Source organism: Cystobacter fuscus, from assembly GCF_044360685.1.
In the GTDB taxonomy this organism is placed as follows: domain Bacteria; phylum Myxococcota; class Myxococcia; order Myxococcales; family Myxococcaceae; genus Cystobacter; species Cystobacter fuscus_C.
In genome coordinates, this window is the sequence record NZ_CP043491.1 from 4,941,773 (window position 1) to 4,966,803 (window position 25,031).

The 25,031-nt window shown below is 69.5% G+C and carries 27 protein-coding genes; 17 read left to right on the top strand and 10 right to left on the bottom strand.

The window, feature by feature from the left end; all coding sequences use genetic code 11:
- Positions 1-57: 57 nt before the first annotated feature.
- From F0U63_RS20405 to F0U63_RS20415, 3 genes are all read right to left on the bottom strand, one after another.
- Positions 58-741: a hypothetical protein gene (locus tag F0U63_RS20405; RefSeq protein ID WP_395847582.1), complete on the bottom strand. Its 684-nt coding sequence runs from the start codon at positions 739-741 to the stop codon at positions 58-60.
- A 48-nt stretch (positions 742-789) separates the two neighbouring features.
- Positions 790-2,118, bottom strand: a complete 1,329-nt coding sequence (locus tag F0U63_RS20410; RefSeq protein WP_395848394.1) for a tetratricopeptide repeat protein — start codon at positions 2,116-2,118, stop codon at positions 790-792.
- Between the two features lie 91 nt (positions 2,119-2,209).
- Positions 2,210-3,001: a lysophospholipid acyltransferase family protein gene (locus F0U63_RS20415; RefSeq protein ID WP_395847583.1), complete on the bottom strand. Its 792-nt coding sequence runs from the start codon at positions 2,999-3,001 to the stop codon at positions 2,210-2,212.
- A 221-nt stretch (positions 3,002-3,222) separates the two neighbouring features.
- Here F0U63_RS20415 and F0U63_RS20420 point away from each other — a divergent pair, with 221 nt between their 5' ends.
- Genes F0U63_RS20420 through F0U63_RS20430 form a run of 3 tightly spaced genes read left to right on the top strand, consistent with a single transcriptional unit; the run spans position 3,223 to position 5,171 of the window.
- A complete protein-coding gene (locus F0U63_RS20420; protein WP_095986902.1) occupies positions 3,223-3,837 on the top strand; it encodes a deoxynucleoside kinase in 615 nt (204 codons plus the stop codon).
- Entirely contained in the window at positions 3,834-5,006 is a 1,173-nt protein-coding gene (locus tag F0U63_RS20425) for a DUF2314 domain-containing protein (RefSeq protein ID WP_395847584.1), read from the top strand. The genes F0U63_RS20420 and F0U63_RS20425 overlap by 4 nt, the downstream gene beginning before the upstream one ends.
- Positions 5,007-5,024: 18 nt before the next feature.
- Complete coding sequence (locus F0U63_RS20430) at positions 5,025-5,171, top strand: hypothetical protein (RefSeq protein ID WP_002625353.1); 147 nt, start codon at positions 5,025-5,027, stop codon at positions 5,169-5,171.
- 3 nt (positions 5,172-5,174) lie between these two features.
- Here the strand turns inward: F0U63_RS20430 and F0U63_RS20435 are convergent, their stop codons facing one another.
- On the bottom strand, positions 5,175-5,807 hold the full coding sequence (locus tag F0U63_RS20435; RefSeq protein WP_395847585.1) for a hypothetical protein: 633 nt from the start codon (positions 5,805-5,807) through the stop codon (positions 5,175-5,177).
- Positions 5,808-5,948: 141 nt separating this feature from the next.
- Here F0U63_RS20435 and F0U63_RS20440 point away from each other — a divergent pair, with 141 nt between their 5' ends.
- Both F0U63_RS20440 and F0U63_RS20445 read left to right on the top strand, forming a co-directional pair.
- Positions 5,949-7,649: a sigma 54-interacting transcriptional regulator gene (locus F0U63_RS20440; protein ID WP_395847586.1), complete on the top strand. Its 1,701-nt coding sequence runs from the start codon at positions 5,949-5,951 to the stop codon at positions 7,647-7,649.
- 34 nt (positions 7,650-7,683) lie between these two features.
- Complete coding sequence (locus tag F0U63_RS20445; protein WP_395847587.1) at positions 7,684-8,187, top strand: dual specificity protein phosphatase family protein; 504 nt, start codon at positions 7,684-7,686, stop codon at positions 8,185-8,187.
- Between the two features lie 21 nt (positions 8,188-8,208).
- On the opposite strand, the gene F0U63_RS20450 is transcribed toward F0U63_RS20445, so the two are convergent.
- On the bottom strand, positions 8,209-9,117 hold the full coding sequence (locus F0U63_RS20450; RefSeq protein ID WP_395847588.1) for a DMT family transporter: 909 nt from the start codon (positions 9,115-9,117) through the stop codon (positions 8,209-8,211).
- A gap of 93 nt (positions 9,118-9,210) precedes the next feature.
- Between F0U63_RS20450 and F0U63_RS20455 the strand changes: the two genes are divergently transcribed.
- Complete coding sequence (locus F0U63_RS20455) at positions 9,211-10,131, top strand: pseudouridine-5'-phosphate glycosidase (protein ID WP_395847589.1); 921 nt, start codon at positions 9,211-9,213, stop codon at positions 10,129-10,131.
- 119 nt (positions 10,132-10,250) lie between these two features.
- On the opposite strand, the gene F0U63_RS20460 is transcribed toward F0U63_RS20455, so the two are convergent.
- Positions 10,251-12,398: a transglycosylase SLT domain-containing protein gene (locus F0U63_RS20460; protein ID WP_395847590.1), complete on the bottom strand. Its 2,148-nt coding sequence runs from the start codon at positions 12,396-12,398 to the stop codon at positions 10,251-10,253.
- Positions 12,399-12,791: 393 nt separating this feature from the next.
- Between F0U63_RS20460 and F0U63_RS20465 the strand changes: the two genes are divergently transcribed.
- The gene (locus F0U63_RS20465) at positions 12,792-13,028 is read left to right on the top strand and encodes a hypothetical protein (protein ID WP_002625343.1); all 237 of its coding nucleotides are present in this window, start codon (positions 12,792-12,794) and stop codon (positions 13,026-13,028) included.
- A gap of 17 nt (positions 13,029-13,045) precedes the next feature.
- On the opposite strand, the gene F0U63_RS20470 is transcribed toward F0U63_RS20465, so the two are convergent.
- On the bottom strand, positions 13,046-14,551 hold the full coding sequence (locus F0U63_RS20470; protein ID WP_395847591.1) for a CAP domain-containing protein: 1,506 nt from the start codon (positions 14,549-14,551) through the stop codon (positions 13,046-13,048).
- 8 nt (positions 14,552-14,559) lie between these two features.
- The gene (locus F0U63_RS20475; RefSeq protein WP_395847592.1) at positions 14,560-14,853 is read right to left on the bottom strand and encodes a DUF721 domain-containing protein; all 294 of its coding nucleotides are present in this window, start codon (positions 14,851-14,853) and stop codon (positions 14,560-14,562) included.
- A 183-nt stretch (positions 14,854-15,036) separates the two neighbouring features.
- Here F0U63_RS20475 and F0U63_RS20480 point away from each other — a divergent pair, with 183 nt between their 5' ends.
- The 4 genes from F0U63_RS20480 to F0U63_RS20495 are packed head-to-tail and all read left to right on the top strand — an operon-like array spanning position 15,037 to position 18,529.
- A complete protein-coding gene (locus F0U63_RS20480) occupies positions 15,037-16,296 on the top strand; it encodes a hypothetical protein (protein ID WP_395847593.1) in 1,260 nt (419 codons plus the stop codon).
- A complete protein-coding gene (locus F0U63_RS20485; protein ID WP_395847594.1) occupies positions 16,266-17,177 on the top strand; it encodes a hypothetical protein in 912 nt (303 codons plus the stop codon). The genes F0U63_RS20480 and F0U63_RS20485 overlap by 31 nt, the downstream gene beginning before the upstream one ends.
- 42 nt (positions 17,178-17,219) lie before the next feature.
- Complete coding sequence (locus F0U63_RS20490; protein WP_395847595.1) at positions 17,220-18,098, top strand: diguanylate cyclase; 879 nt, start codon at positions 17,220-17,222, stop codon at positions 18,096-18,098.
- A gap of 8 nt (positions 18,099-18,106) precedes the next feature.
- Positions 18,107-18,529, top strand: a complete 423-nt coding sequence (locus F0U63_RS20495) for a hypothetical protein (RefSeq protein WP_395847596.1) — start codon at positions 18,107-18,109, stop codon at positions 18,527-18,529.
- Here the strand turns inward: F0U63_RS20495 and F0U63_RS20500 are convergent.
- The gene (locus F0U63_RS20500; RefSeq protein ID WP_395847597.1) at positions 18,507-19,571 is read right to left on the bottom strand and encodes a TauD/TfdA family dioxygenase; all 1,065 of its coding nucleotides are present in this window, start codon (positions 19,569-19,571) and stop codon (positions 18,507-18,509) included. The genes F0U63_RS20495 and F0U63_RS20500 overlap by 23 nt on opposite strands.
- A 392-nt stretch (positions 19,572-19,963) precedes the next feature.
- Between F0U63_RS20500 and F0U63_RS20505 the strand changes: the two genes are divergently transcribed.
- The 6 genes from F0U63_RS20505 to F0U63_RS20530 all read left to right on the top strand — a co-directional run bounded on the left by F0U63_RS20505 (position 19,964) and on the right by F0U63_RS20530 (position 22,102).
- A complete protein-coding gene (locus F0U63_RS20505) occupies positions 19,964-20,254 on the top strand; it encodes a hypothetical protein (protein WP_395847598.1) in 291 nt (96 codons plus the stop codon).
- Positions 20,255-20,275: 21 nt separating this feature from the next.
- Positions 20,276-20,497, top strand: a complete 222-nt coding sequence (locus tag F0U63_RS20510; protein ID WP_395847599.1) for a hypothetical protein — start codon at positions 20,276-20,278, stop codon at positions 20,495-20,497.
- Positions 20,498-20,712: 215 nt separating this feature from the next.
- On the top strand, positions 20,713-21,111 hold the full coding sequence (locus tag F0U63_RS20515) for a hypothetical protein (RefSeq protein WP_395847600.1): 399 nt from the start codon (positions 20,713-20,715) through the stop codon (positions 21,109-21,111).
- Between the two features lie 25 nt (positions 21,112-21,136).
- Positions 21,137-21,514, top strand: a complete 378-nt coding sequence (locus tag F0U63_RS20520; protein WP_395847601.1) for a hypothetical protein — start codon at positions 21,137-21,139, stop codon at positions 21,512-21,514.
- Positions 21,504-21,911: a hypothetical protein gene (locus tag F0U63_RS20525; RefSeq protein WP_395847602.1), complete on the top strand. Its 408-nt coding sequence runs from the start codon at positions 21,504-21,506 to the stop codon at positions 21,909-21,911. Before F0U63_RS20520 ends, F0U63_RS20525 begins: the two co-directional genes overlap by 11 nt.
- Before the next feature lie 23 nt (positions 21,912-21,934).
- The gene (locus F0U63_RS20530) at positions 21,935-22,102 is read left to right on the top strand and encodes a hypothetical protein (protein WP_395847603.1); all 168 of its coding nucleotides are present in this window, start codon (positions 21,935-21,937) and stop codon (positions 22,100-22,102) included.
- A gap of 73 nt (positions 22,103-22,175) precedes the next feature.
- Here F0U63_RS20530 and F0U63_RS20535 read toward each other — a convergent pair whose 3' ends face one another.
- The gene (locus F0U63_RS20535; protein WP_395847604.1) at positions 22,176-24,551 is read right to left on the bottom strand and encodes a glycoside hydrolase family 140 protein; all 2,376 of its coding nucleotides are present in this window, start codon (positions 24,549-24,551) and stop codon (positions 22,176-22,178) included.
- Positions 24,552-25,031: the final 480 nt, after the last annotated feature.

Below are 25,031 nucleotides of genomic sequence, written 5' to 3' on the forward strand. Positions count from 1 at the left end.
TTCCTCCGGGAAGGGCGCTCTCGTGCTTTGCGGGGCACCGAAGCCGCGGGGGAAGGCTTAAGGCGCTTCTTCCGTGAGGTTGCGGCCGTTCTCGAGCAGCCGGGCCCGGCCCTCGGACGTGCGCAGCTCGACGTCGCGGATCTTGATGTCCGAGGGAGCCGCCCGTCCGTCCGCGCCCAGGAGTTGCTTGGGCGTGACGGTGAGCTCCTTGGTCGGATCCACGCGCGCCACGGAGGCCCGCCACTCCGCGTTCCGGTTGTCCTTGACGACGACGATGACGTCGCGCCACGTCTCGTCGCTCTTGTTCATGATCGTCACCGACGCGCGGCTGGTGATGGGGATGAGCTTCGCGCCGAAGTCACCCGTCTCCTTCACGCCCCGGGCGCAGGTGAGTCCCACGGTGGCGAGCGACAGAAACACCCAGCCGCCCACGATGAACGCCTTGTACTTGAAGAAGCGGTCCTGCTGACGGAAGTCGCTGACCATCTCCTTCAGCACGGCCACGGCGTTGAGCGCCACGTTGGCGGACTCGGACTTCAGCCGTTGGCTGATCGCCTCTTCTTGCCCCTTGGGCAGGGGCGCCGTGCGCGCGGCGGACATCACCCGGGGATTCGTCGTCGACGACACGCGGGGAGTCGTCGTCGAGGACACACGAGGCGTCCCCGTGGACGACACGCGAGGAGTCGTCGTCGACGGCGTCCCCCGCCGGGGCGGCTGCGATTGATCGGCACCATCACTCATCGGTTCCCTCAGTGTAGAGGGCCCGGGCCGCCGCTGGCTACTGGCCCCTCACGGCCGCTTGAGCTGCTGTAGGGCCCGCGAGGCGACCGCGTTCTCCGGCTGGGCCTCGAGCACCTTGCCGAGCCACTGCTCCGCCTTCGCCGCCGCTTCCCGGCGCTCTTCCGGACGCGTGGACTGGCGTGCCTGCTCGGTGAACAGGATGCCCAGGCGCAGGGTGAACTCGAGGTTCTCCGGATCCTTGTCCACCACGTGCTTCAGCTCGCGCTCCGCCCCCGCCCAGTCGCCCTCGAGCTGGAGCACCAGCGCCAGCTTGCCCCGCGGCGGCGCCTCGTCCGGCTCCAGGTGCGTCAGCACCCGGAAGGCCTCGCCCGCCGCCTTCAAGTCCTTGCGCTCCAGCCGGATGTCGCCGAGCCGGAACCACGCCATGTCCAACAGCGGGTTGAGCTCCACCGCCTTCTCCAGGTGCGGCAGCGCCGCTTCTGGCCGCTGCCTCGCCAGATACAGCTCCCCCAGGTAGAAGTGGTTCTTGCCGTCCGTCGGCGCCAGCTCGATGGCCCGCTTGAACTCCTCCACCGCCCGGCCCGCGTCATCCAGGCGCTGCCACGCCAGCCCCATCAGCGCGTGCACCACCGCCAGGTCCGGGTAGTCCCGGAGGATCTCCTCGAAGGCGAGGATGGCCGGGTGGGGCGCGTCCAGTTCCTGGAGGTAGCGCATGCCTTCCTCCAGCTTGGACTCGGCCGCCTTGGGAAAGCGCGTGAACGGGTCCGCGAGCTGGTTCATCAGCGCTCGCGCCGTCGCCACCTCGGCGGGGCTCGGCTCCTTCCTCACCAGCACGGACAGGGCCGCCACCGCCCCCGGCTCGTCCCCGGTGCGATGCAGCGCCTTGGCCAGCGGCAGGCGGATGCCCGCGCGCTCCGGAGCCAGCTCGGCCGCCCGGCGCAACGGGCCCACCGCCGCCGCGTACTGCTCGGACTCCAGCAGGGCGAGCCCCAGGCGGTAATGGAACTCGGGCTCGTCCGGCCGCAGCTCCAGGGCCCGCTGGAAGGCGGCCACCGCGGGCGTCCCCGCGTCCGACACCCGCGAGAAATACGCGAGCCCCAGCATGTAGTGGTTCACCGCCCGCTCGGCCTGGCCGTTGCGGCGGCGCAGCTCGGCGATCCACGCCTCCGCCCGGCCCGCCTTCACCTGGGCCTCGGTGAGCGTGCGCGCCAGCTCCAGGTCCTCCGGTGCCCGGGCCGCCTCGGCCTCCAGCAAGGGCAGGGCGCGCTCGGGCTGGTTCTTCGCGAGGTACTCGCGGGCCTGGGCTCGCGCGTCGAGTGGCCGCCCGGCGGCGCCATGCTGGCAGCCCGAGAGCAGACCCAGGCCGAGCACGCACATCCAGGGACTCAGCCGGCGGCGCACGCCCGTGCGCCAGGAGGGGGAACAAGGGGGGACGGGCAACACGGTCTCCTCGGGGTAGCGCTGCGGACTAGGAGGCACTGCGACGTGACTGCTGGGTCTCGCCCTCGACACCCGCGTCGGCCACGGCGGCCCTGGAGTCGCCCCCCTTGCCGCCCAGCTCGAGGCTCTGCGCGATGATGACGTCGCGCACCGCCCGGGCCAGCCCTTCGCGGTCGTTGTCGGCGAAGCGCGTGGTGTCGATGGGCTTGCCAATCTTCACGTACACGGGGCCCGGCTGGATGTTCCAGGAGTTCTTCGGCATCACCGTGCCCGAGCCCTCGATGGTGATGGGCACCACGGGCACCCGGGCCCGGAGCGCCAGGGCGAACGGTCCCTTCTTGAAGGGCAGCACGCGGCCATCATCCGAGCGCGTGCCCTCCGGGTAGAGGAACACGCTCGTGCCCTCGCGGATCTTCCGCGCCGCCTCATCCAGCGAGGCGATGGCCTTGTCGCGCCGGCCCCGGTTGATGAAGACATGGCCCGCCATCCACAGGTACCAGCCGATGAGCGGCACGTACTTGAGCTGGTGCTTGGCCACGAAGCGGAAGTTCACCGGCACCGCCACGAAGTGGATGGGGATGTCCAGGGTGGACTGGTGGTTGGAGACGTAGATGGTGGGCCGCTTGGGGTCCACGTTCTCCTGGCCGGTCACCACCACCCGGGCTCCGCCCGTCGCGATGAGCACCGGCGACCACAGCCGGCGCGCCACCCACACCGTGGCGCCAGGATTGAGGGTGACCAGGGCCACCACCACCGTCAGGGGAAAGAACACGGCGGTGGCCACCACGGCGACCACCATGCACAACAGGTTGCGGAGCATCCTGGCGACCTCGGCTTCGTCCAAAGGGGGAGCGTGCCGCCCGGTACTGCACCCGGTCTCCCACCTGGCAAGGCGGAACACCCGGCCTCCCACGCCTCTTCCTCACCGCTCGGGTGGGGGGATTCCAGGGGGCAGAGGCGGGGGACGGCATGCTGGGAGCGTATCTACCATCACCTTGCCGCTGGTGTGTGCCCCCCGGGTGGGGATAGAAGCGGAACGCCTTGGCCCGAAAGAAGTTCATCGCGATCGCGGGAAACATCGGCGCGGGGAAGACGGAGCTCACGTCCTTCCTCTGCCGGAAGTACGACCTCACTCCCTTCTTCGAACCCAACGAGCAGAACCCCTACCTGGCCGACTTCTACGCGGACATGAAGACCTGGGCCTTCCGCTCCCAGCTCTTCTTCCTCACCACCAAGTTCCGCCTCCAGCGCCAGCTCGAGCGCTCCCCCGGCACCGTCCTGCAGGACCGGACCCTCTACGAGGACGCGGAGATCTTCGCCAAGAACCTCCACCGCCAGCGCTTCATCGACAAGCGCGACTGGGCGCTGTACTCGGACCTCTACGAGACGTTCTCCCAGACGCTCGCCCCGCCGGACCTGATGATCTACCTGCGCTGCCCCGTGCGCACCCTGCGCCAGCGCATCCGCCTGCGCGGCCGGGAGATGGAACAGGACATCCCCCCCTCGTACCTCAAGCGGTTGAACGGCCTGTACGAGGAATGGTTCAGTGGCTACAAGTTGTCCCCCGTCCTGGTTCTCCCCACGGACAAGCTGGACTATGTGACGGACCTGGTGGACCGCGTGGACCTCTTGCGACAGATCGAGAAGTACTTGTGAAGGAGGTCTACCTCGTCGCCATCGAGAGCGCCGTGCCGGTGGCTCCCGAGACCCTGCTCGCCTCCTTCGAGACCGAGGAGATGGCGTTCGTGCTCGCTCCCGACGGGCAGGGCTTCACGCTCGAGGCCGAGGAGACCCGCGTGGAGGTCCTCTTCGAGTCGCGTCCCACCCCCAGGGAGTGGACGAACGATCTCTTCTCCGGCAGCGAGCCCGCCCTGGAGGCACTCGGCCGGGCCCGGGCCTTCTACCGCCTGGCCTTCGAGACGGGCTCGGCCCAGCCCACCGTGCCCGTCTTCGTGGCCCTCATGTGCGCCCGCGTCCTGCTCACCCACTCCACCGGCGTGCTGGTGGACATCACCTCGTCCAAGGTCCACGAGGCCGATGACGTGGCGGAAATCACCGAGCTGGACTTCGACATCCGCGACCACGTGAACCTCCACGCCGTGGAGGTCATCGAGGGGGAGACGCCCCTGTGGGTGCACTCGCACGGCATGGCGAAGTTCGGCGCGAGGGACCTGGAGATCTTCCACCTGGGCGAGCAGGATCTGCTCCCCGCCGAGGCCTTCCTCCACGAGCTGTGCACGGATCTGGCCTTCGGACAGGGGCCGCCGCTGCGCACGCAGATGGGCACGAGCGAGGGCCAGCCCTTCATGCTGGTGCCCTCGGACGAGGCGCGCACCAACCTGCTCGGCGTGCCGCTGGACGCCTTCGAGGGCCATGAGGGCCTCTACCTCACCGTGGTGTCCCCCCAGGGCCGGCACAACACGGCGGAGCTGTTGCGCCCCTTCCGCGAGCGCTTCCTCCAGGAGCCCACCGAGCGCACCCAGTCCATGCACGAGGAGTCCCAGTCGCTGCTGCCCGCCTTCAAGGCGCGCTTCCTGCGCCGCGGCCTCATGGAGCCACTCACCTTCCTGGTGCGCGCCCCCTTCGAGACGCACCCGGAGGGTGGCGACGCGACGGAGCAGCTCTGGCTGGAGGTGCTCTCCTGGGACGACGCCCTCATCGTCGGCCGCCTGGTGGATGGCGCCGTGCACACCACCGAGTGGCGCAAGGGCGCCCACGTGGAAGTGCCCGAGGCCGACGTGAATGCGCTCGCCCTCAGCCGCGAGGGCCGCACCCTCGAGGACGAAGAGGTGCGCGCCCTGCTCCAGGCCGAGCGCCCCAGCTAGGGTGTAGACTCGCGCGCCATGTCCTCCTCCGACGCCAAGTCCCCCGAGAAGAAGACCGTGAAGGAGACCCGCAGGCGCCTGGCCACCCAGGGCGTGAAGCTGCAGACGGGCACCCCCACGAAGATCATCGTCAAGAAGAAGCGGCCGTACCTCTTCTCCAGCTGAGGCTCACGCGTCCAGCTCCGGGAAGGTCACCACGCACTCTCCCGGCTCGATGCCCTCCACTCGCACCCGTCCCTGGGCGTCCACCTTGCCCTCGCGCGTCGAGCCGTCCGGCAGGGTGAGCTTGTAGCCCACGCCCGCGAGCGGCTCGCCCTCCGAGTCCACCAGCTCGAACTCCACCCACGCCGTGGGCTTCTTCTCTTCTTCCTTTTCCTTCTCGCGCGGAGCGGGGCCCGGCGGGACCTCCGCGAGCAGGGGCACGGCGAGCGGGGGCCCCGAGTCCTTCGGCGCCACCGGAATGGGCCACTGCTTGAGGCGCGCCGGCCCCGCGGGCAGCGCGAGCAGCTCGCCCCGGCGGAAGGCCTCGGCCAGGCGGCTCTTGATGCGTCCGGCCGCCCGCGGATCCTTCAGTGCCGGCTCCCTCACCGGGGGGGTGCCCGTGACGGCCTCGTACAATTCGTGAAGCGTGCGCTGGGTGAACGTGGAGGACAGCCACCGGTCCAGCTCGGCCACCAGGAGGCTGGCCGACACGAGCTCCTCGGGCTGCTCGGCCAGGCCAAAGTTCCTCACGATCTGGTAGTTCTGCACTCGGCCGCGCAGACGCCAGGCTCGCCGGGTATCGATGAATTGTCGTGACACGTTCCATCCTCCGCGAACGCGAGGACCTCGCGAGTCCACCTTACCATCCGGCGCGGCGGGCGCCGACCGTCCCCCCACCGTCCTCTCCGGGCCACGACGCACCCTCCGTGAAGCTTCGGTGATATAGCCCCGACGCCGCTCATGCCCTCCCTGCTGCTTCTCTCCGGTCCCAGCGCCGGCCTTCGACATGAACTCCTCGGAGAGGCGACGATGGGCCGCAGCCCCTCGTGTGAGCTGCCCCTGCCCGAGGACGATCGGATGTCGCGCCGCCACGCGCGCTTCTTCGTGCGCGAGGACCAGGTGCACGTGGAGGACCTGGGCTCGCGCAATGGCACCTCGGTCAATGGCGAGCGCATCACCGGCGAGGTGGCGCTGCACCCCGGAGACCGCGTGCAGGTGGGCAAGACGCTGGTGCTCGTCTCGCCCTCCGGGCCGTCCATCGGCGTGGGCGACGCGCGGGCGGCCACGCGCCAGGAGCCCGTCGAGGAGGTGCTGCCACACGTGGGCAGCGAGGCGGCGCTGTACTCGGCGGGGGTGGCGCTGCTGGGGGCCACCAGCGAGGCCATGGTGTTGCGGCACCTCGCCGAGCACGCGCTGCACGCGCTGCGCGCGGAGACGTCCGCGGCGCTCCTGGGCAGCATCAAGGGCATGCTCACCGCGGCCGTGGTGGGCGCCTCCTCCGTGGAGGTGCCTCGGGACATGGCCCGCGCGGCGATGGATCACTCCGAGCAGAGCCGCGCGGAGGGCGTGGTGTGCTCGCCCCTGGTGGCCTCGGGCGGTCTTCCCTTCGGCCTGCTCTACCTGGAGCGCTCCGAGCCACCCTTCACCGACGCGGAAGCGCGGCTGGCCGCCATGCTCGGCCGGCTCGGCGGCGAGGCCTATGCCGCGGTGCGCTCGCGCGCGAGCACGCCCTCCGGACGCGTGGACCTGGTGGGCGGCTCGCGCTCCTTCCGCAAGGTGGTGGAGCAGGCCCGCCGCGCCTCCGTGAGCGACGCCCCCGTGGTGCTCTTCGGCGAGCCGGGGACCGGCAAGTCCCTGGCCGCCCGCTACATCCACGCGCGCTCGCCCCGGGCGCTCGGGCCGCTCGTGCAGGTGGATTGCCGGGAGGGCGCCTCGCTGGAGGAGGTGCTCTTCGGCCGCGCCAGCACGCCCGGCGCGCCGCCCATGCCCTCCGCGCTCCTGCGCGCCGATGGGGGCTCCCTGCTGCTCCAGCACGTGGAGCGGCTGCCGCGCTTCATGGCCGAGCGGCTCGCCCGGTTGCTCGCCCGCAAGAGCGCTCCCGCGCGCGAGGGCGGCGAGGAGCCCGTGGATGTCCGGCTCCTGGTCACCACGCACACCCCGCCGCGCATGCTCGCCCTCCAGGGAGAGCTGGACGAGTCGCTCGCGCTGCAGTTGTCGGGGCTGGAGCTGGCGCTGCCCGCGCTGCGCGAGCGGCGCGCCGATATCCCCCAGCTCTTCGAGCGCTTCGCTTCCCGGGGCGCGCGCTCGGGCCGGGAGGCGCCCCCCGTGCTCACCCCCGAGGCGCGGCGCCTGCTCATGGAGTACGCGTGGCCCCACAACGTGCGCGAGCTGGAGCTGCTCAGCGAGCGGCTCGCCCTGCTGCATGCCGGCGCGAGCATCCCCGCCTCGGCCCTGCCTCCCGAGTTCAACCAGGACGCCTCTCCCCCGTCGCTCTCGCTGCAGGAGCGCGTGTCGCGTTTGGAACGGGAGACCATCGCCGAGGCCTTGCGCTCGGCGGGGGGACGAAAGATCGTCGCCGCGCGGCTTTTGGGCATCAGCCGCCCGACCCTGGACAAGAAAATCGAGGATTATGGGCTCACCGTCGAGCGCAGAAGGGTGTGAGGGGCTTCTGCCGAGACGGCGGGGGGTGAGGAAGATGGTGGAGATCTGGCCAGGACTGCACGTCGGCAACGAGCTCGACTACGAGAACACCGTGCGGCACCAGACGGGGTGGAGCGTCGTCCACGCCTGCAAGGAGCCCTACCACCGCGGGGCCCTGGGCTACCGCACGCCCCTGGTGCCCGAGGCCCATCCCGAGGCCCTGGTGGCGCGGCGGGGCGAGCGGCTCATGCTCAACCTCGTCGACATGACGGATCCCGCGTACATCCCCAAGGACGCCATCGACGCGGCGCTCGCCTTCATCCACGAGGCCCTGGGCTCGGGACAGCGGGTGCTGCTGCACTGCAACCAGGGCTCCTCGCGCTCGCCCACCATCGCGTTTCTCTACCTGGTGGCGCACACCCAGCGCTTCGCGACCCGGACGTTCGAGGAGGCGGAGCTGGAGTTCCGCGTCCTCTATCCCGGGTACGCGCCCGCGCTCGGCATGTATGAGTTCGCGCGGCAGCACTTCGAGGCGTACCGGGCCCCGCGTCCCGCCTGACGGGAGTGCCCCGGGCGCCGCTCACCGCCTGCGGCTGACGAGCACCCCGGAGATGACGAGCACCGCGCCCACGGCCTGGACCCAGGTGGGGCGCTCGCCGCGCACGGCCCAGGCGGTGAGCGCGGCCACCACGGGCGTGCCGCTGCTGTAGAGCGCCGTGCGGCTGCTGCCCACCGACTGCACGCTGCGGCTCCAGACGACATAGGCCAGCACCAGGGGGACGAGCGCCGAGTACACCACGCCGGCCCAGGCGCCCGGGCCGATGCTGGCGCCCTTCAGGGACAGCACCTCGGGCACGCCCAGGAGGATGACGCCCGGAGCGCCGGTGAGCATGGAGAGCGCGGTGATGCGCAGCGCGGACAGCCCGGGCCCGAGCCAGCGCAGCCCCACGGTGTACAGCGCCCAGCACAGCGAGGCGCCGAGGATGAAGAGATCTCCCACGCGCGTGGACGCATCCAGCCCCGGGCCCCGGGCCAGGACGATGAGCACCACGCCGGGGATGGCGAGCACGAGCCCCATCACCAGCGGCCGGCGCAGCCGATCCACGCCGAACAGGGCGCCGAGCAGGGCGGTGAGCACGGGCGTGCCCGAGGCGAGCAGGCCGCTGTTGGCGGCGGTGGTGTGGGCCACGCCCATGACGAAGCAGAACTGGTAGAGCGTGTGGCCCACGAGTCCGAGCCCCACGAGCTTGAGCACGGTGGCGCGGGGCAGGGGAGTGAAGCCCTCGCGCACATGGAGCACGAGCGCCATGGCGATCGCCGCGATCGCGAAGCGCAGCGACATGAAGGCCAAGGGGGGGAGGGTGTCCAGGGCCCCCTTCACCACCGTGTAGTTCGTCCCCCAGATGATGATGACGGCGATGAGGGCGAGGTCGGACCAGGAGATGGCGCGGAGCGCGGGGGCAACGGCGGGGGTGCTGGAGGCGTTCAAGGCGGGGGCGGAATAGCGCTGGTGGACGACGCTGGCAACCGGGCGTCATCTTCCGCACTTGTCCCGCCGGTAAGGCCATGGCGTATTGGGCCCATGCACTTGCGTTACTCCGAAGAGGTGCGGCGTGCCCGGGAGCAGGGCGTGCCGTTGGTGGCACAGGAGACGAGCGTGGTGGCCCAGGGGCTGCCCTATCCGGACAACATTGGGGCGGCCCGGGCCTGCGAGGAAGCGGTGCGCCGCGCGGGTGCCGTGCCCGCTCCCATCGCCGTGGTGGATGGGGAGGTGTGGGTGGGGCTGGAGGAGGCGCACATGCGCCGGCTCGCCGAGGGCAAGGAGCGCCTGCTCAAGCTCGCCTCGCGCGATCTCCCGGTGGCCATCGCCCAGAAGGCCACGGGAGGCACCACCGTGAGCGCCACGTGCGAGGTGGCCGCCGCCGCCGGCATCCGTGTCTTCGCCACCGGCGGCATCGGCGGCGTGCACCGCGGGGTCGCCGAGCAGCTCGACATCTCCCAGGACATCTGGGCGCTGACGCGCTTCCCCGTGGCGGTGGTGTGCGCCGGGGCCAAGTCCGTGCTGGATCTGCCCAAGACGCTCGAGGCGCTGGAGACCGCCGCCGTGCCCGTGCTCGGCGTGGGGACCGATGAGCTGCCGTCCTTCTACAGCCGCTCGTCCGGGCTGCCCCTGGAGCACCGCGTGGAGGATGCCGCCAGCGCGGCGGCGATCTGCCGCGCCCGCTTCGAGACGCTGGGGCAGGGGGGCATTCTCTTCACCGTGCCTCCGCCCGAGGAGACGGCGCTGCCGCGCGCGGAGGTGGAGCTGCACATCGCCTCGGCGCTGGCGGAGGCGGATCGGCAGGGCATCCGCGGCAAGGCGGTGACGCCCTTCCTGCTCTCGGAGATGGCCCGGCGCACGAGCGGCAAGACGCTGCGCGCCAACCTGGCCCTGCTCACCAACAACGCCCGCTTCGCCGGACAGCTCGCGGTGGCGTACGCCCAGGGCGCGGCGGGGCGCTGACAGCGCCATGACCTTCACCTGCCGGGGAGAGGCCCGGCCGAGGTGAAACCGCCGGGAGGCTCTTCCCGGCGGGCGTGTCTGGTTTGGGGCAGGATGGTGTCTGGGATTGAGCCGGCGTGTCAGAAGCCCACGCCCTCGGTGTTGGGCACGGGCACCGTCAATGACAGACGTTGCGGCGAGCTGTCCTTGCCGTAGAACGATTGATAGAGATAGAGGTCCGCGAGCACCTGCTTCACGTAGCCGCGCGTCTCGCGGAAGGGAATCTCCTCGACGAACAAGTCGAGCGGGAGCACGCCCTTGTCCTTCACCCATTTGACGGCCGCCTCGGGCCCCGCGTTGTACGCGGCCGCCGCGAGCGCCGGGTGGGCGAAGCGCTTCATCAACTGCGACAGGTACCATGCCCCATACCGGATGCTCAGCGAGGGCGAGAACAGCTCCGCGGGCGCGGGCTCCGGCTCGGCGAGCTTGCGGGCGATGGCGCGCGCGGTGGGCGGAATCACCTGCATCAGCCCCCGCGCGTCCGCGGCGCTGGCCACCTCGGGCCGGAAGGCGCTCTCGCGGCGCATGATGGCCCAGACGAGGTAGGGACTCACCTCGTAGCGCGACGCCTCGCTCTGCACCGCGTTCTCGAAGGCGCGGGGATAGAAGGCGGCGAGCGCCTCGGGCATGCGCGCGCCGAACGCCCGGCCCCACAGGTGCCGCGCCGCCACCATGTGCGCGTTGCCGTACTCGCCCAGCCGCAGGAGCGCGCCCGCGAACGCCAGCGCCTGCTCCGGATCCTTGATGCGCCCGGCGCGGGCCCGCACGTCCTCGGCCGCGTCGCGGAACAGCCCCGCCTCGGTGAGCGCCACCGCCAGCTTCAGCTCCGCGGGCACCTCGTTGCCCTTGGGCGGCCGGGGCGCCTCGGGAAAGGGCGGGGGCGGCTTCCTGCCCAGCTCGCGCAGCCGCTCGGTGGCGAGCAGGGCGTAGTACGAGTTGGGCGCGCTGGTGATGACGGTCTCGTACGCGGGCCCGATGACGTCCGCCGAGGCGCCCTCGAGCGCCTGGCCGCGCGCCGCCCAGTAGCGCGCCTGGGGCACCAGGCTGCTCTGGGGGAAGGTGCTCACCAGGGTGTCCAGCACCGCGCGCGCCTGGGGGTACTGCCCGAGCCGCAGGTGCGCCAGCGCCCGGTACCACATCGCCTCGTCCCGGCGCCGCGAGCGCGCGTGCCGCTGATCGTAGTCGGTGAAGGCCTTCACCGCCTCCGCGAAGTGCCCCGCTTGGAGATCCAACCACCCCACGAAGAAGCCCGCCTCGTCGGCCGGGGCCTCCTTGGGGAACTCCTTCTCCAGGGCCTGCATGAGCTTGCGGGCGGTGGCGTTGTCGTCCGTCTTCATGGCCCGGCGGGCGGTGACATAGGCGGCCTCGGCGGCCACCGCCGGGGGGCCTTTGCGCGCCACGGCCAGGGCCTCCTCGGCCTTGGGCTTCTGGCCGGTGGCGAACAGCGCCTGGGCGCGCACCAGCGCCACGCGCGCCTGGTCCGGTTTGGCGCGCACGAGCTTCGCGGCCTCGGCCCGCTCCAGCTCCTCCAGGGCGCGCCGGGCCTCTCCGGCGTCCAACAGCCCCTGGGCGCGCTGCAGGTGCTCGGCGAGTGTCAGCCGGAGCGGGGGCTTGAGGGCCTCGAGCAGGCCCAGGGCCTCGTCCCCGTAGGGGTGCGTGGGGTAGCGCAGCGCCACGGTGCGCAGGTCCGCCTGCTCTCCGGAGGCGTTGCCCAGGGCCTTGCGTGCCTGGGCACGCTGGAAGAGCAGCTCCGCGCTGGGCTCCTGGGTGGCCGCGGCCTCCAGCATGGGAGCGGCCTCCTTCGCCTTGCCCGCGGCCAGCAGCGACTCCCCCAGCCGGGCCCGGGCCTCGGGGGCCAGTGCCGGGGGGGCCTTCTCCAACGCCCGGGCGAACGCCGCCGCCGCCGCCGCCGCGTCCCCCGCGTAGAAGTGCGCTTGTCCCTGGTAGTAGGCGAGGTAGGGCCGCAAGAGCACGGGGACCTCGGCGCCCGTCAGCAGGGTGCGCGCTTCTGCTACATCCCCCTCCGCCAGGGCGAGGGTGCCGGTGAGCAGGGCGAGCCGGCCTTGTTCCGGGCACTTGCGGGCCACGCACGCCTCGAGCTCCTGGCGCGCCTGGGTCCGGGCCTCGGCGCGGTGCAGCCGGACGGCTTCCAGCGTCGAGGCGGACTGGGCCCACGCCCCCGTGCCCACCATCACCGTCAGCAGCCCACTGCCCGTCCACCGTCGCATGCGCTTCTCCTTGTGCTCCGCTTATCCACTGCTTCAGCCACTGCTTTCGCGCGGACCAAGGGAACCACAACACGAGCCTGGGAGCACACATTCCCACCTGTCCCGTTTCGTGGATGTCTGTCTCCCTGCTCCGGGGTCGGTTTGACAGACGGGCCGACAAGCCCTAGATCCCCCCCCGCAACGCCAGCAACCCGAACTGTTGGCCGACGGCCGGGCAATCGGCCACCAGTCGGAAGTGGTGACTACCCACCACCGGGAAGCTGGGTTGGTTGCGACAAGTGAATGCTGTTCTCTAGGGTGTGCGACGTGTTGCATCGCATGACCTGAGAGGTTGTCTCGAAGGCTGAAGCGTGTCACGGGGGGACGACTGATTCACAGGGAGGGCGCTGTTCCATGTTCAAGCCGTGTCCGACTGATCTTCCGCAGACCATCAACCCCGAGGCCGGTCCGAAGCGTGCCGGTGTCGAGACCCACCGCAACCTCAACTGCAACTACTACGACAACTGTCTCGACGAGGCGGTGCGTCGTGGCTGGCAATCCTTCACTTGCGTGAAGTGCCAGCTCAACCAACAGGTGGCGCCTCCCCAGATGGGAATCGAGGCCTACGCCACCCAGCGCCGCGCCATCTGACGCGCGTGCCCAGCGCGTCAACGGGTGGCGGCGTAGATGACCACCACCCAGTACCGCCCTTCTCCGTAGGTAGGGGAGTCACCGCGCACGGTGCCCACACCCATCACGGTTGTCTTGCGATCAGCCAGATTCTTGGAATCTGGTAAACGCGAGGGATTGTCCGTCACATAGAAGTCCACCGAGGCGCTCCGGGCATTGTCATTCAAGGCCCGGAAGACGCGCTCGTGCACCGGCTCTCCCGGCAGTTGGGAGGGGGGCACGTTGGCGGCGAGTGCCCGCCGGGCCTGCTCCAGGGCGATGCGCTCCAGGGAGGGCAGACGCCGCAGGGGCGCCAGTCCATGCGAGGCGCGGTGGGCGGCGAGTGCCTGGTAGACGTCCTCGCGGGGATCCGCCGGACGCGCGGCGCCACCGCTCGAGGCGAACACCTCGGTGAGCAGCACCTGCGGGCGCCCATCCACCGACTGGAAGCTCACGCCGAGGCCGACGTGGGTGTACTGCGCGCCGAGCAGGTTGTTGCGGTGGCCGGGGCTGTGTTCGATGCCCGCGTGGGCGGCGAGCGCTCCGGAGGCCATGCCCAGGTTCTCCCCGGACAGGCGCGCCTGGGCCCCCGCGGCACGCAAGCGGCTGCTCAAGTCCGAGCCATCCGGCGCCACGTGGGCGAAGAAGCCCTCGCGCGCCATGCGCTCGCTGTAGGCCTGGGCCACCTCCTCCAGGGTGCGGTCGGTGCTCAGCGGCGACAGGCCCTGGGCGCGACGCAGCGCGTTGATGCGCTCGAGCACCGCCTCGCGCGCCGCCTCCACGCTGGTGGGCTCCTCCACGCGCGTGCCCTCGCCGCGTCGCCGGGGCGTGCCCACCTCCACGAGGAAGAGCGCCGCCACCTCCGGGCCCCGCTCCCCCCGGCCGACGACTTCCACCGTGTAGCGGCCCGGCTGCGCGAAGAGCAGCCGGGTGCAGAAGGAGGCCTCCTCCTGGCGCGTGAGGGGGGCGCGCTCCACGCGGCCATCCGGCAGGGTGACGAACACCTGGGCACCGCGCAGGGGAGCGGTGAACTCGCCGCACAGGCCCTGGGGGGTGGGGGTGTCGAAGACGCGGGGGAAGCGCTGGAGCACGGCCTTGCGCTCGGCGAGCAACACCACGAGGGCCGAGCGCGAGCCCTCCACCGCCACGCCCACGCCCAGGTGCGTGGCGCGCTCCTGGCTCAAGTCCTTGCGCTCGAGGATCGTCCCCAGGGCGTGCTCGCGCTCTCCGGCGCGCACGACATAGGAGCGGGGGGTGGGGTCGGCGCCGCCCGCGTCGCTGACGGCCTCGGTGAGGGCGGGCTCCTCCACCGCGCCCGCGGGGCTGTCGTCGAGCGCCCGGCGCGCCAGCACGCGCGCCGCCTCGGTGAGGGCCGGGTCCACCTGGGGCGAGCGCCGGCCCACGCGCTCGAACTCCTGGAGCACATGGCGCGCCGTGCGCTCCTCCATGTCGGTGGGTGTCAGGGGGGTGGCGGCCACGAGGGCGCCGAGGACGAGGGCGAGCATCGCTGGGGCTACTCCAACTGGAAGACGAGCGAGGACACCGCACCGGGGCCCAGCCGGTGGTTGAGCTGCTCGCGCAGCGAGTCCTCCTGGCGCGACAGGGTGAGTGCCCACTCGGCGCTGGCCACGGACACCACCAGGGTGCCGCCCTCGAGCGAGGCGGGCCGGGAGTGCCGGGCGATGGCGTCCCCCACCGTGGCGCGCCACACCGGACCGAGGGTGCGGCCCTTGCCGGACTGCTCGGCCAGGCGGGCCAGGACACGGGGAAGGAGCTGGTCGAGGGTCTGCGGATCGCGCCGGGCCATGGGGCGCATCATCGACCGGGGCGCGCGGAATGCCAACGTCCGTCCTCCCCCAGGCGCTCCGCTCCGGGTCCGGCTTGACAACCCCCGAGGGGTGCCGCTTGCCTGGATGCCCGACCGGAGCCGCCGATGAATCCAGCCCCTCTTCTGGTGCGATGCGCCCTGCTGCTGTGGAGTGCCGTATGGATGGCCGCCTGCTCCGGCGACGGATTCTCCTCGTTCTTTCCGGGTCCCCAGGAGGCGACCCCGCCGATGCCGGGGAGCTGCCAGGTGGATCAGGACTGCCCGGATCCCCGGTTCTTCATCTGCGACACGGCGAGCGCGCGCTGCCAGGCGGCGTGCCGCACGCGCGAGGACTGCACGGCGGCGAGGCGGGGCTCGGCGTACCGGCTCTCCGCCTGTGACGACAACCCGCTGGGCTGCCAGTGCGACGGCAACCAGTGCGTGGAGGCGATGTGCTCGGCGGACGAGGCGTGCGCGGCGTCGGGGCAGGTGTGCCGCGATGGGCGGTGCACCCGCTCCGCGGTGGACCGGGTCCGGACGTGCCGGGTGACGCCGGACCATGTGGTGGGGCGGGTGGGGTCGAGGGTGCGCTTCTCGCTACTGGCGTGGGACGAGACGGGCGAGCCGGTGGCGGTGGCGCCCACCGAGGAGCAGTGGACGGCGTTGGAGGCGAGCGTGAGCGTGGACGCGGGGGGCTCCGCCTTCGTGCTGTCGGCGCCCACGTCCGAGGCGCGGGAGACGGTGCGGGCGGAGGTGGGGGGCGCGGCGTGCACGGCGCGCGTGCGGGTGTTGGAGGCGCTGGAGCCGGGGCGGATGCGCGTGGTGGTGACGGACGAGCAGACGGGCCGTCCCATTCCCGGTGCGCGGGTGGTGGTGGCGGACGCGGCGGGGGCGGTGACGGTCGAGGCGCTCACGGACGAGGGCGGCGTGGCGCTGCCCGTTGGGGGAGCGGAGGCGGGCAGCGTCTCCGTCTTCCACGAGGACTTCGACTACCTCACGGTGGCGCACACGGGGCTTGGGGATCTGTCCCTGCCCTTGAGGCGCAATCCCACCGGACGGACTGGAGGCTTCGAGGGCACGGTCCAGGGCCTGTCGGAGCGCCTGACGATGCACCTGGGGGTGGCGGGGCTGTCCTCGCCGGACGAGGGGCCGGGCGCGGCGGCGTCGTCGCTGCTGGCGCCGGAGCGGCAGGTGGACTTCTCGTCGGCCGGCCAGCGGCGGGTGGCGACGTTGCCGGAGGGGGCCTTCGCGGTGCTCGCGGGCTCCTCGCTGCGGGAACTGGACGTCCAGGGGCGGGGGAGCGCGGGGGTGTGCGACGAGGAGACGCGCACGCGGGAAGGCACCTGTGGCGTGCGGACGGCGTGGGGGCTCGGGGGCGAGCTTCCCGTCAACGCGCTGCAGTTGGGGGGGGGGTGGACGTGGGCTCCCTGCTCGCGCGGGTGACGCCGACGCTGCGCACCTTCAAGTCCTGGGTGGTGAGGGATGCGCGCTTCACGTTGCAAGAGGGCACGGGGGCCTTCACGCGGCTCGCTCCCGACTTCTCCTCCGAGGGGCGGAGCATGGCGCTGGGCTTTCCCTTCGTCCTGGGCGTGCCCACGTTGCCTGGCTACCAGGGCCGCTACATGGAAAGCGTGTGGGTGCTGGGCTCGGCACGAGTGCCGGGACGGGGCGGTGTGCCCCTGGGACTCGGCCTGGGGATGAACACGGCGCCAGCGGACCCGCTCACGGACACCCAGCCCGGCCTGTCCTCGCCGGGGTTCGTGCGGGTGCGCATGGCGCCCACCCACCATGGGCTCGAGGGCAGTCCCTATGTGTTGCACCTCACGGCGTCCTCCTCGGAGGGAGCGGGGAGCGGGCTCATCCATCGCTCGCTCAAGGTGCTGCCCTTCGATCCCACGGGCACCGCTCCGGTGGAGATCCGGGGTCCGTTCCTGCCCGTGCCCGAGGGGGCGCGCTACTCCCCGGTGGACGACGAGGGGGGCCGGCGGTTGCGTCCCCCCGCGGCGCCGGCACTTCCCCCGGGCACGGTGCTGCGCGCGGTGTTCTCCAACGGGGCGGGGCGGCGGTGGGTGGTGTGGCTGGACGTGTCGAGAGACTCCCAGGGCGTGCGCCTGCCCATGCCTCCCGCTCCGCTCGAGGATCGCACGTTCCAGGGCAACCACCTGGGCTCCTTCGCGTCGCTGGAGTTGCAGGCGTGGTCCCTGCGCGAGGGCGGGCTGCCGGACGGCGAGCCGTTGTTGCTCGAGGCGCTGACGCGAGACGAGAACCTGTCGCGGCTGGGTGAGCTCGGGGTCGCCTGGTCGGCCCTGGTGGCCACCCCCTGAAGTTGGCTTCCAGGGTATCCCTGGGCTACCGTCCTGACAGTCATGGGTCAGAACGAGACCGTCGTCACGGTCATCTCGAAGATTTCCGAGCGGCCAGTCGATCTCGATGCGGCGCTGGTGGTGATCTACGGCCTGGAGCTGGGGCGCAAGTACGACCTGTGCAAGACGGAGACGCTCATTGGCCGCTCGGCCAAGGCGGAGATCCAGGTGGACCAGGAGTCCATCAGCCGCAACCATGCGTGCATCACCACGAGCACGCGGGGGGTGTTCATCAAGGACCTGGAGTCGACGAACGGCACGTTCGTGAACGACGAGCCGGTGCGGGGGGAGACGCCCCTGTGCAACGGGGACCTGGTGAAGATTGGCCGGACGATCTTCAAGTTCATCGCCGGGGGGAACATCGAGACGGCGTACCACGATGAGATCTACCGGCTGACGACGATGGACGGGCTGACGCAGATCTACAACCGGCGCTACTTCGAGGAGGCGCTGGAGCGCGAGGTGTCACGCTCGCGCCGCTACGAGCGCAGCCTGGCGCTGGTGATGTTCGATGTGGATCACTTCAAGCGGGTGAATGATCAGCACGGGCACCTGGCGGGGGACTACGTGCTCAAGCAGCTCGCCTCCACGCTGCGCACGCGCATCCGCCGCGAGGACGTGTTCGCGCGCTATGGCGGGGAGGAGTTCGGGATGCTGCTGCCCGAGGTGGACGTCTTGGGCGCGGTGAAGCTGGCGGAGAAGGCGCGCCGGCTGGTGGAGAAACAGCGCTTCGAGTTCGACAACACCCTGATTCCCATCTCCATCTCGCTGGGGGTGGCGGTGCTGGAGTCGGGGCACCGGGACTCGGTGGACTTGAAGCGGGCGGCGGACGCGAAGCTGTACGAGGCGAAGGCGGCGGGCCGCAACCGCGTCTGCTCGTGAGCCACGGAATGACGGACGAGCCGACGACGACTCGTTTCCTGAATGTGGATCTCGACCTGCGCGCCCGCTCGGGACTCGCCGAGCTGGTCCGAGCGCTCGAGCCCACCATGACCGTGATGCATCATGAAGGGGACTTCGCGAGCCTGGAGCTTCACGAGCACCCCGAGGACATCGACGATGCGATGCGCCGGTTCGTCGAACTCATCCACGCGCTTGCTCCCGAGGCACGCGCGCTCTGGGACGGATGTGAGTCGAGACAGATGAACATTGGCATCCAGGCGGGTGCGGAGCCCCATTCGATGGGGTTTGGCTTGTCATTCCACTCCATGCGCTTGTTGGTTGGCATTGGCGCGGAGGTGGAGTTCACCGTGTATGGGGCGGGGTCCTGGGCCAGCCCCCCGGAGGCACTCAATCCCCGAGGGGCGCCTTGAGCTCGCTGGCGGGAACGTGGACGCCGCCGCGCCGGCCCACCTCCACGCTGCCGTAGCGCTCGGTGAAGATCGGCGGCAGCGGACGGCCATCCGGCGGGCACAGCCACAACCGCAGCAGGTGCCGCCGACGCTCGGGCTCCGGCCAGTCCTCGAAGGCCGTCCGGTCGTGGAGGATCTGATGGTTGTGGATGAACTGCATGTCCCCGGGCTCGAGCCGCATCTCCAGGTGCAGCGCGGGGTCATCGAGCAGGGCGTCGAACAGATCGAGCGCCTCCACCTGCTGGGGCGTCAGCCGGGGAGCGTCCTCGAAGCGCTGGGCGGACTCGATGTAGCGGCGCTGGTAGATGCCCGTGAGCTCGCCCGCGTGGAAGTTGAGCACGGGGATGGAGAAGTAGGGCTTGTGGCCGGGCCGGTACTCGCTGCGATGGTCCGTGTGGAAGGGCTCGAAGAGGACGCGGGCGAGGTCCGGCCGGCGTCGGTACATCTCGTTGTAGACGGTCACCGTGCTGGCGAGGCTGCTGAGCCCTCCGTGCATGGCGGTGCGCACGCACAGCAGCCCCACGATGTCCGCGGAGTCCGTGTGATAGCCCTGGCGCTGGTTGGTCTGGTAGAGGCGCGTGCTGGGGTTGTTGGCGTCGTACCCCAGATCCTTCACGTGTCCGAGCACGTGCCCCTGGGCGTTCTGTGACACGGCCGAGCCCAGGTACGTGCCGAGCCCCCAGAACAGCGTGGCCAGCTCCGGGAGCGAGTAGTGCTCGGTGGGCAGGCCCCGGAAGAGGATGAAGCCGCGGCCATGCAGCAGCTCGTGCTTCACGCGCGCCAGGGTGGAGGCCAGCGTGGGCAGGACGAAGTTGTCCCGGGTGACGTCGAGTACCGGGCGGGGCAGCCCGCGCACTCCGGCGAGTGCCTGGTCCAGCTCGGCGAGCTCGCCGGACGAGAAGCGGTGGATCCACGTCTCGCTCCGGGCGAGGTCCGCGCCACGCCACGCGGCCGGCCCCTCGAGAACGCGGCCGGGCCAGGTGACAGAGGGGGTGGAGGTCATCGAGGCCATCATGGGGCGAAGCGTTAGCAGCAGTCGCGGCGTCCGAACAAGTTGGAGGGACGCGAGAGGTCCTCGGGTACGATGAGCCCACGGGGGTCCGGGGTGGGTCTTGGGGCCGCTGTTCGCCAGGAGGTGTGGGATTTGAGCGGGCTCAAGCAAGGCGTCGATATCTCCCTCGGGCGAGCGGATCGCCGTGGGGGGGAACAACTGCGGCCGAATCAGTGGATCCGCCCCGTGATTGACTCGAGCTTTTCGAGGGGAGTTCGAGATGTTCAGGTACGCATGGCTCCTTGCGTTTTTTTTGTGTTCTTGCAGTGGAATGAAGGAGCGCAGGGGTTGTGAGTCGAACTCCGATTGTGCCTCTGGTGAGACTGATGCTATTGGATGCCTTGATGCTGATGCGGCGTGATCTCCATGAAGGACGGATCGCAATGCATATCGGCTCCGCCGATGCGAATGTGCTTGCCGGATTCATGGCTGGCTATCGAGCATGCCTTGTTGACAATGGTGTCGTTGATGCCGAGGCCATGGAGTTCCAGGAGTGGCTTGGCTTTGAAAAGGAGGAGTTCCCGCCGGAGGGCTGGGTGGCGAAGTATCTGCGTGACTGCAACGGAGACCATCTGGCGGCGATCAAGAAACTCCTTGGTTTTGTAGCGGAGTTCAGGGAACGAAAAGGGCGTTGAGATAGCGAGGGACCACGGGAAATGAAGATGACGGACTCAACGGCGAAAGCTGTTTCCGACCTCATGTTGTCCATCGGAACTCAGCTGAATGAGTCGATTCGGCTGGTCCAGACGACCGAGTCGGAGGAGGTGTTCCGAGATTACCGGCTTCGGGTTGCAAGGCTCATGGGATTCATGCAGGACGGTGTGATGAATCCGCTCTGGGAAGAGCATCCCCATCTGAGGCCGCCCGAATTGCGATGAATATCAAACCCACTCCCATAGGGTGGAGAGTATCGGAACATGAGCATGAGTCAGGGAGAGCCCTTGAGCGAAGAGCAGAGGGAAGCCGCACGGAGGGACATCCGAGGACCGGAGCTCCAAGCCATTGTTGAGGCGGCGAAGCTGCTTTCTGCGGATGGCTCGACGACGAGCAGCGCACGCCCGATGGGCGACCCAGCCGCAGCAGGAGAGAGTTGATGTGTATCGTGACGTGGTTCGTATCCGGCCGTGACTTCGATGTCGATGGGTTCTTGAACCGCTTTCCGACCCTTGAATGCGAGGATTCCTGGCACCGGGGTGATGAGGGCCTCTTGCGGAAGGTGCTGGAGGATTCGGGGTTCTCATTGACCCTCTTCGACGGCAAGAATCCGAAGGGGGCGGTACAAGCCGTCCGGAGTGCACTCGACCAGATGCGCGATGTGCACGCGGCGCTCGCGGAGCTGGGTGTCCGGAGCAGGCTACGCTTCGGGCTTTTCGTGGGGGCGAAAGAGAGCTTTGTTCCAACTCTTTCCCTTGCCGTGGAGGACCTGGAGTTTTTCGCGCGCCTGGGTGTGGCTGTGGAGGTCTTGGGCTATCCTGTGAGCGATAAGGATTGACCGCCGGGGATGAGTGGAGATGGCCATGAGCAGGAGTGAGGGAGAACCGTTGACCGAAGAGCAGAGGGAAGCCGCACTGAGGAACATCCGAGGCCCGGACCATGGAGCCATCGTTGAAGCGGCGAAACAGCTCTCGGCGGTGACCCGGTCAGACTTGCGTGCATGGGACGAGCTGGCGCTTCGAGTACAGTCGGCCATCCGCGGCAATCCGGAAGTCTCCAATCAGGTTCCGCATGAGCTGTGGCACTTTTTCTCTGACGCGGATGTCCGGAGGGAAGATCCTGAATATGGACGGGAGCAGTGCCAGCTCGCCTGGGATTTCTTGAAAAGGCTGGAGTGTCTGGCTGGGGAGCATTCAAATCAGGCAGATGCTGGGAGCCTGAAAATTCGATATGACCCATGACATCATGACGGAGACGTACAACCCCATCGACGTGGGCACCTCGGGGTTCAAGGAGCTTGAATGCATGAGCCTGACCGACACGCGCCTGGGCTTGAAAATCGTCCTCGCCGATGTCGCCAGCGAGCGCGTTGTCGAGCTGACCTTCGAGGGGTTCGTGGGATACCGGAACGTCAACGAGAGCTACCGCCTCCGCACCTGGCACGAGCGCAGGCCCTATTCCACGGAGGGGGTCTTCCTGGTGGGTCATTCTCGTTGGCTGGAGTGGCTTCGAGAGGAGTCGGGGGGAGTTCTGGACCACGTCAACCTCCGGCATTACGCCATCTACACTGGCGAGGACTGTATTGATGTGGCGACGGAATTTCCTCCCACCTTCACCAGCGCTCGTTTGGACTCCTAGAGCACTGAGATACCGAGGGGCTCATGAATCGCCGACTCTCGATTGCACTCGCCGTGGTCCTGCTCCTGCTGCTCGTGCTCGCTGTCCCGTCCTGCGGGCGCTGGTGGCGAATCGACCAGTGCCTCGACGCGGGAGGCAGGTGGAACGACGAGCAGGACGTCTGCGAGTACCAACCAGGGGGGAGGGCCTGAACCTGCCCTGGTTGGACTCGCGGGTGCGGCTCGGTGAGCCGCCGCACCTGCGATAGGTCCTCGCGCGGCAGTGCTACTTGAAGATGGCCATTCCCATGAGGTGGGGGTCTCCACTCACGTGGACGAGGTCCACGTTCAGCGCGCCATCACCCACCGTCACGGGATAGGGGCCGTACTTCTTCCAACTCCCCAGCGTCAGGCTGCCCGCCGCGCTCTCGACCTCGGTGCCCTCCAGGCGGATCCGGAAGGAGCGGGAGTTGGACTGGTAGTTCTCCATGATCCAGAGCGAGACGGAGTAGTCGCCGTTGGCGATCGACTGACTCACCAGGAGATCCGTGCTCATCTTCCAGATGGCGGAATTGAGCATGGCGCTCGTGCCGCTGTCCGTCGCCGGGCTGGGCGTCACCGTGGTGGTCGTCACGTTGGGGGAGTTCACCCCAAGGCCATTGGCCAGGGCAGTGGAGTAGGACTGCCACGCATTGCCGTCGATGGTGACCGCGCTCCCGTTGAAGTTGACGCCACGGACGAAGGTGTTTCCGCCTCCCCCGGCGCCGAGAACCTCGATGCCGGAGAGGTTGGCCGCACCGCCCGAGGTGGTCAGATCCAGGGTGCCATCGGTGACCGTGACGGTCCACGGGCCGAGCCGGGCCCACGTCCCCGCCGGGCCGCTGACGTGGTTGGCCTTCACCAGGGAGCCCTCGAGGTAGACGCTGAACGTCTCCGGATCATTGTCTTCCCAGGTGTAGAGGTACACCGTGTAGGAGCCGCTGGGCACCGCGTGCAGCCGCACCGCGGCCGACGTGCTCCAGATGGAGGAGCGGATCATCGCCGCGCGGTTGGCGTCGGTGGCGGGGTTGAGCGTGACGGCCTGGTTGGCGAAAGCGGTTCCCGTGAACGTGTAGTTGGGAGCATCGCCGCCTTCCCAATTCCTGCCATCGATGACGGTGGCGGCGCCATTGAGGTTGATGGCGCGGTAGAACGAGCCATTCGGGGGCGGCTGTGTCACGACCTCGCCCGGGAGCGGGAAGCCGCGCGAGGCGTCATCCAGCACCAGCACCCAGTCCTGTCCGGCACCGCTGCCCGGCGGAGTGAACTGCCGGGTCCCCGTGTTGGGGAACGTGCCCACCAGGGTGGAGGTCCCGTTGCGCGGGTCGTACCAGGAGGCCCGGACCGTGCCCCCGGAGAGCTTGTTCATGTTCACGCCAAAGGACTGCCCGGAGGCGCTGTAGACGAAGGCATAGCCGCCATCCGAGCCGCGGGTGGCCTGGATCCGGGCCGTGCCGGAGCCCGCGCTCGTGGAGAGGACGGTCTGGTCCGGGATGCGCACGAGGAACGGCCTGGACTCGATGAGCCGGCGGAGGAACTTCATCTGGGAGGCGCCCGGTTGGAGGAGGGCCTCGGACCAGGAGTTCTGGGGACCATTCACCGGGGAGCGGCCCGGCGCGTACATCTGCCAGACCGAGTGGTGGCCATAGGTGTGGCCGAACGCCCCCGCGAACACGTCCCAGTACGCATACTTCCGGACTTCGTAGTCGTTCGAGTACCCATATGTGGGCGCGTTGAAGCAGATGGGGTGCTGCTCATAGAGCGGCTCGCCGTCCAGGACGGGCTTGCTGGGGGAGAGGGCCAGATCGGAGGCGTTGAGGTTCCAGACGTCGGTGTTCGCGCAGTGGCCGTTCTGCCGCATGTTGAAGTCCAGCCACGGCTCATGGTGGAACCAGGTGCTGGAGGTGGCGGCTCCCGGCGGGTGGTAGGTCATGAGGACCTGGGCGTAGTCCTCGGTGCCGGACACGCCGAGGGCGATGCCCTTGGCGAGCGCGCGCCACACGGCCTCGTAACCCGCGGGGGAGCGGTCTCCGCCGAGCACCCAGATGATGGGCTTGCCGGCGTAGCGGCTGCCGAGGAACTGGCCGTAGGCCTGGGCGTTGGAGGTGTTGAGGGTTCCGTTCAGGACGTGGCTGGCCCACGTGGGCAAGAGCGCCGTGTAGATGCCCCGGGACTCGGCCTCGGAGACGATGAAGTCGACGTGGTCCCAATAGTCATACTGGGTGGCGTCACCCGGGTCGGCGCCCGGCGTGACCGAGGGAGTCGCGGGGTTGTTGTTCGTGAATGGCTTGTCCCCCTGGGCGTTGGGTGTATTCACCCCATCCAGCTCCGCCACGGCCACGGCCTGCACCACGGTGAAGCCCTGGTCCGCGCGCGTCTGGAGATACGTCCCGGCCTCGGAGCGGTTGAGCCGGTGGAAGAGCTCCCACGCCGTGTCTCCGAGGTAGAAGAACGGCGAGCCGTCGTCCTTGACGAGGTAGCGCGAATTGGCGCTCACGCGGAGACGGGGCAGGGGCGTGGCGAGCGCTGTCTCGCGGCGGGTCGCTTCGTCCCGGAGTTCCTGTTCGCCGGCACAGGCCGACAGGAGTGACAACGACAAGAGAAGAAGGGGGATCTTGCGCATCGCGCGCTTCTACCACCAATCGATACGTCTCTCGGGATTCGATGTTGCACGCGGCACTCGTGGAACTGAGCGTCCGAGCGCCCTGGGTGCAATCGAGACTTTTCGCGAAAGGTGTGAACCCGTTCACAGCGCTTGCGTGGAGGGTGGGGTAGAGGACAGTGGCCGGAGATTGCGAAAAGCGATGGTCACTCAATGGACCAGGACGCTTTTCCTAGAAAGAAAGAATCATGAAGTGGATTGCTGTCATGTTGGGGCTCGCCGCTGGGGTCTGGGCGGGCTGCGGAAAAACAGAGAACGCGCCTCTGGCCGAAGTGGAGCCGCAAGTGCTGACGGAACCTCGTCCGCTGCGGGCCGAGAAGGCGACGAAATCACTGGGGGATGATTGCAGGGAGAACGGAGCCAGCGCATGCCTGTCGGGCATCTGCCTTCACGTGAAGCCCGGCCGCCATGAGGGATACGTGTGCAGCCAGTCCTGCCAGG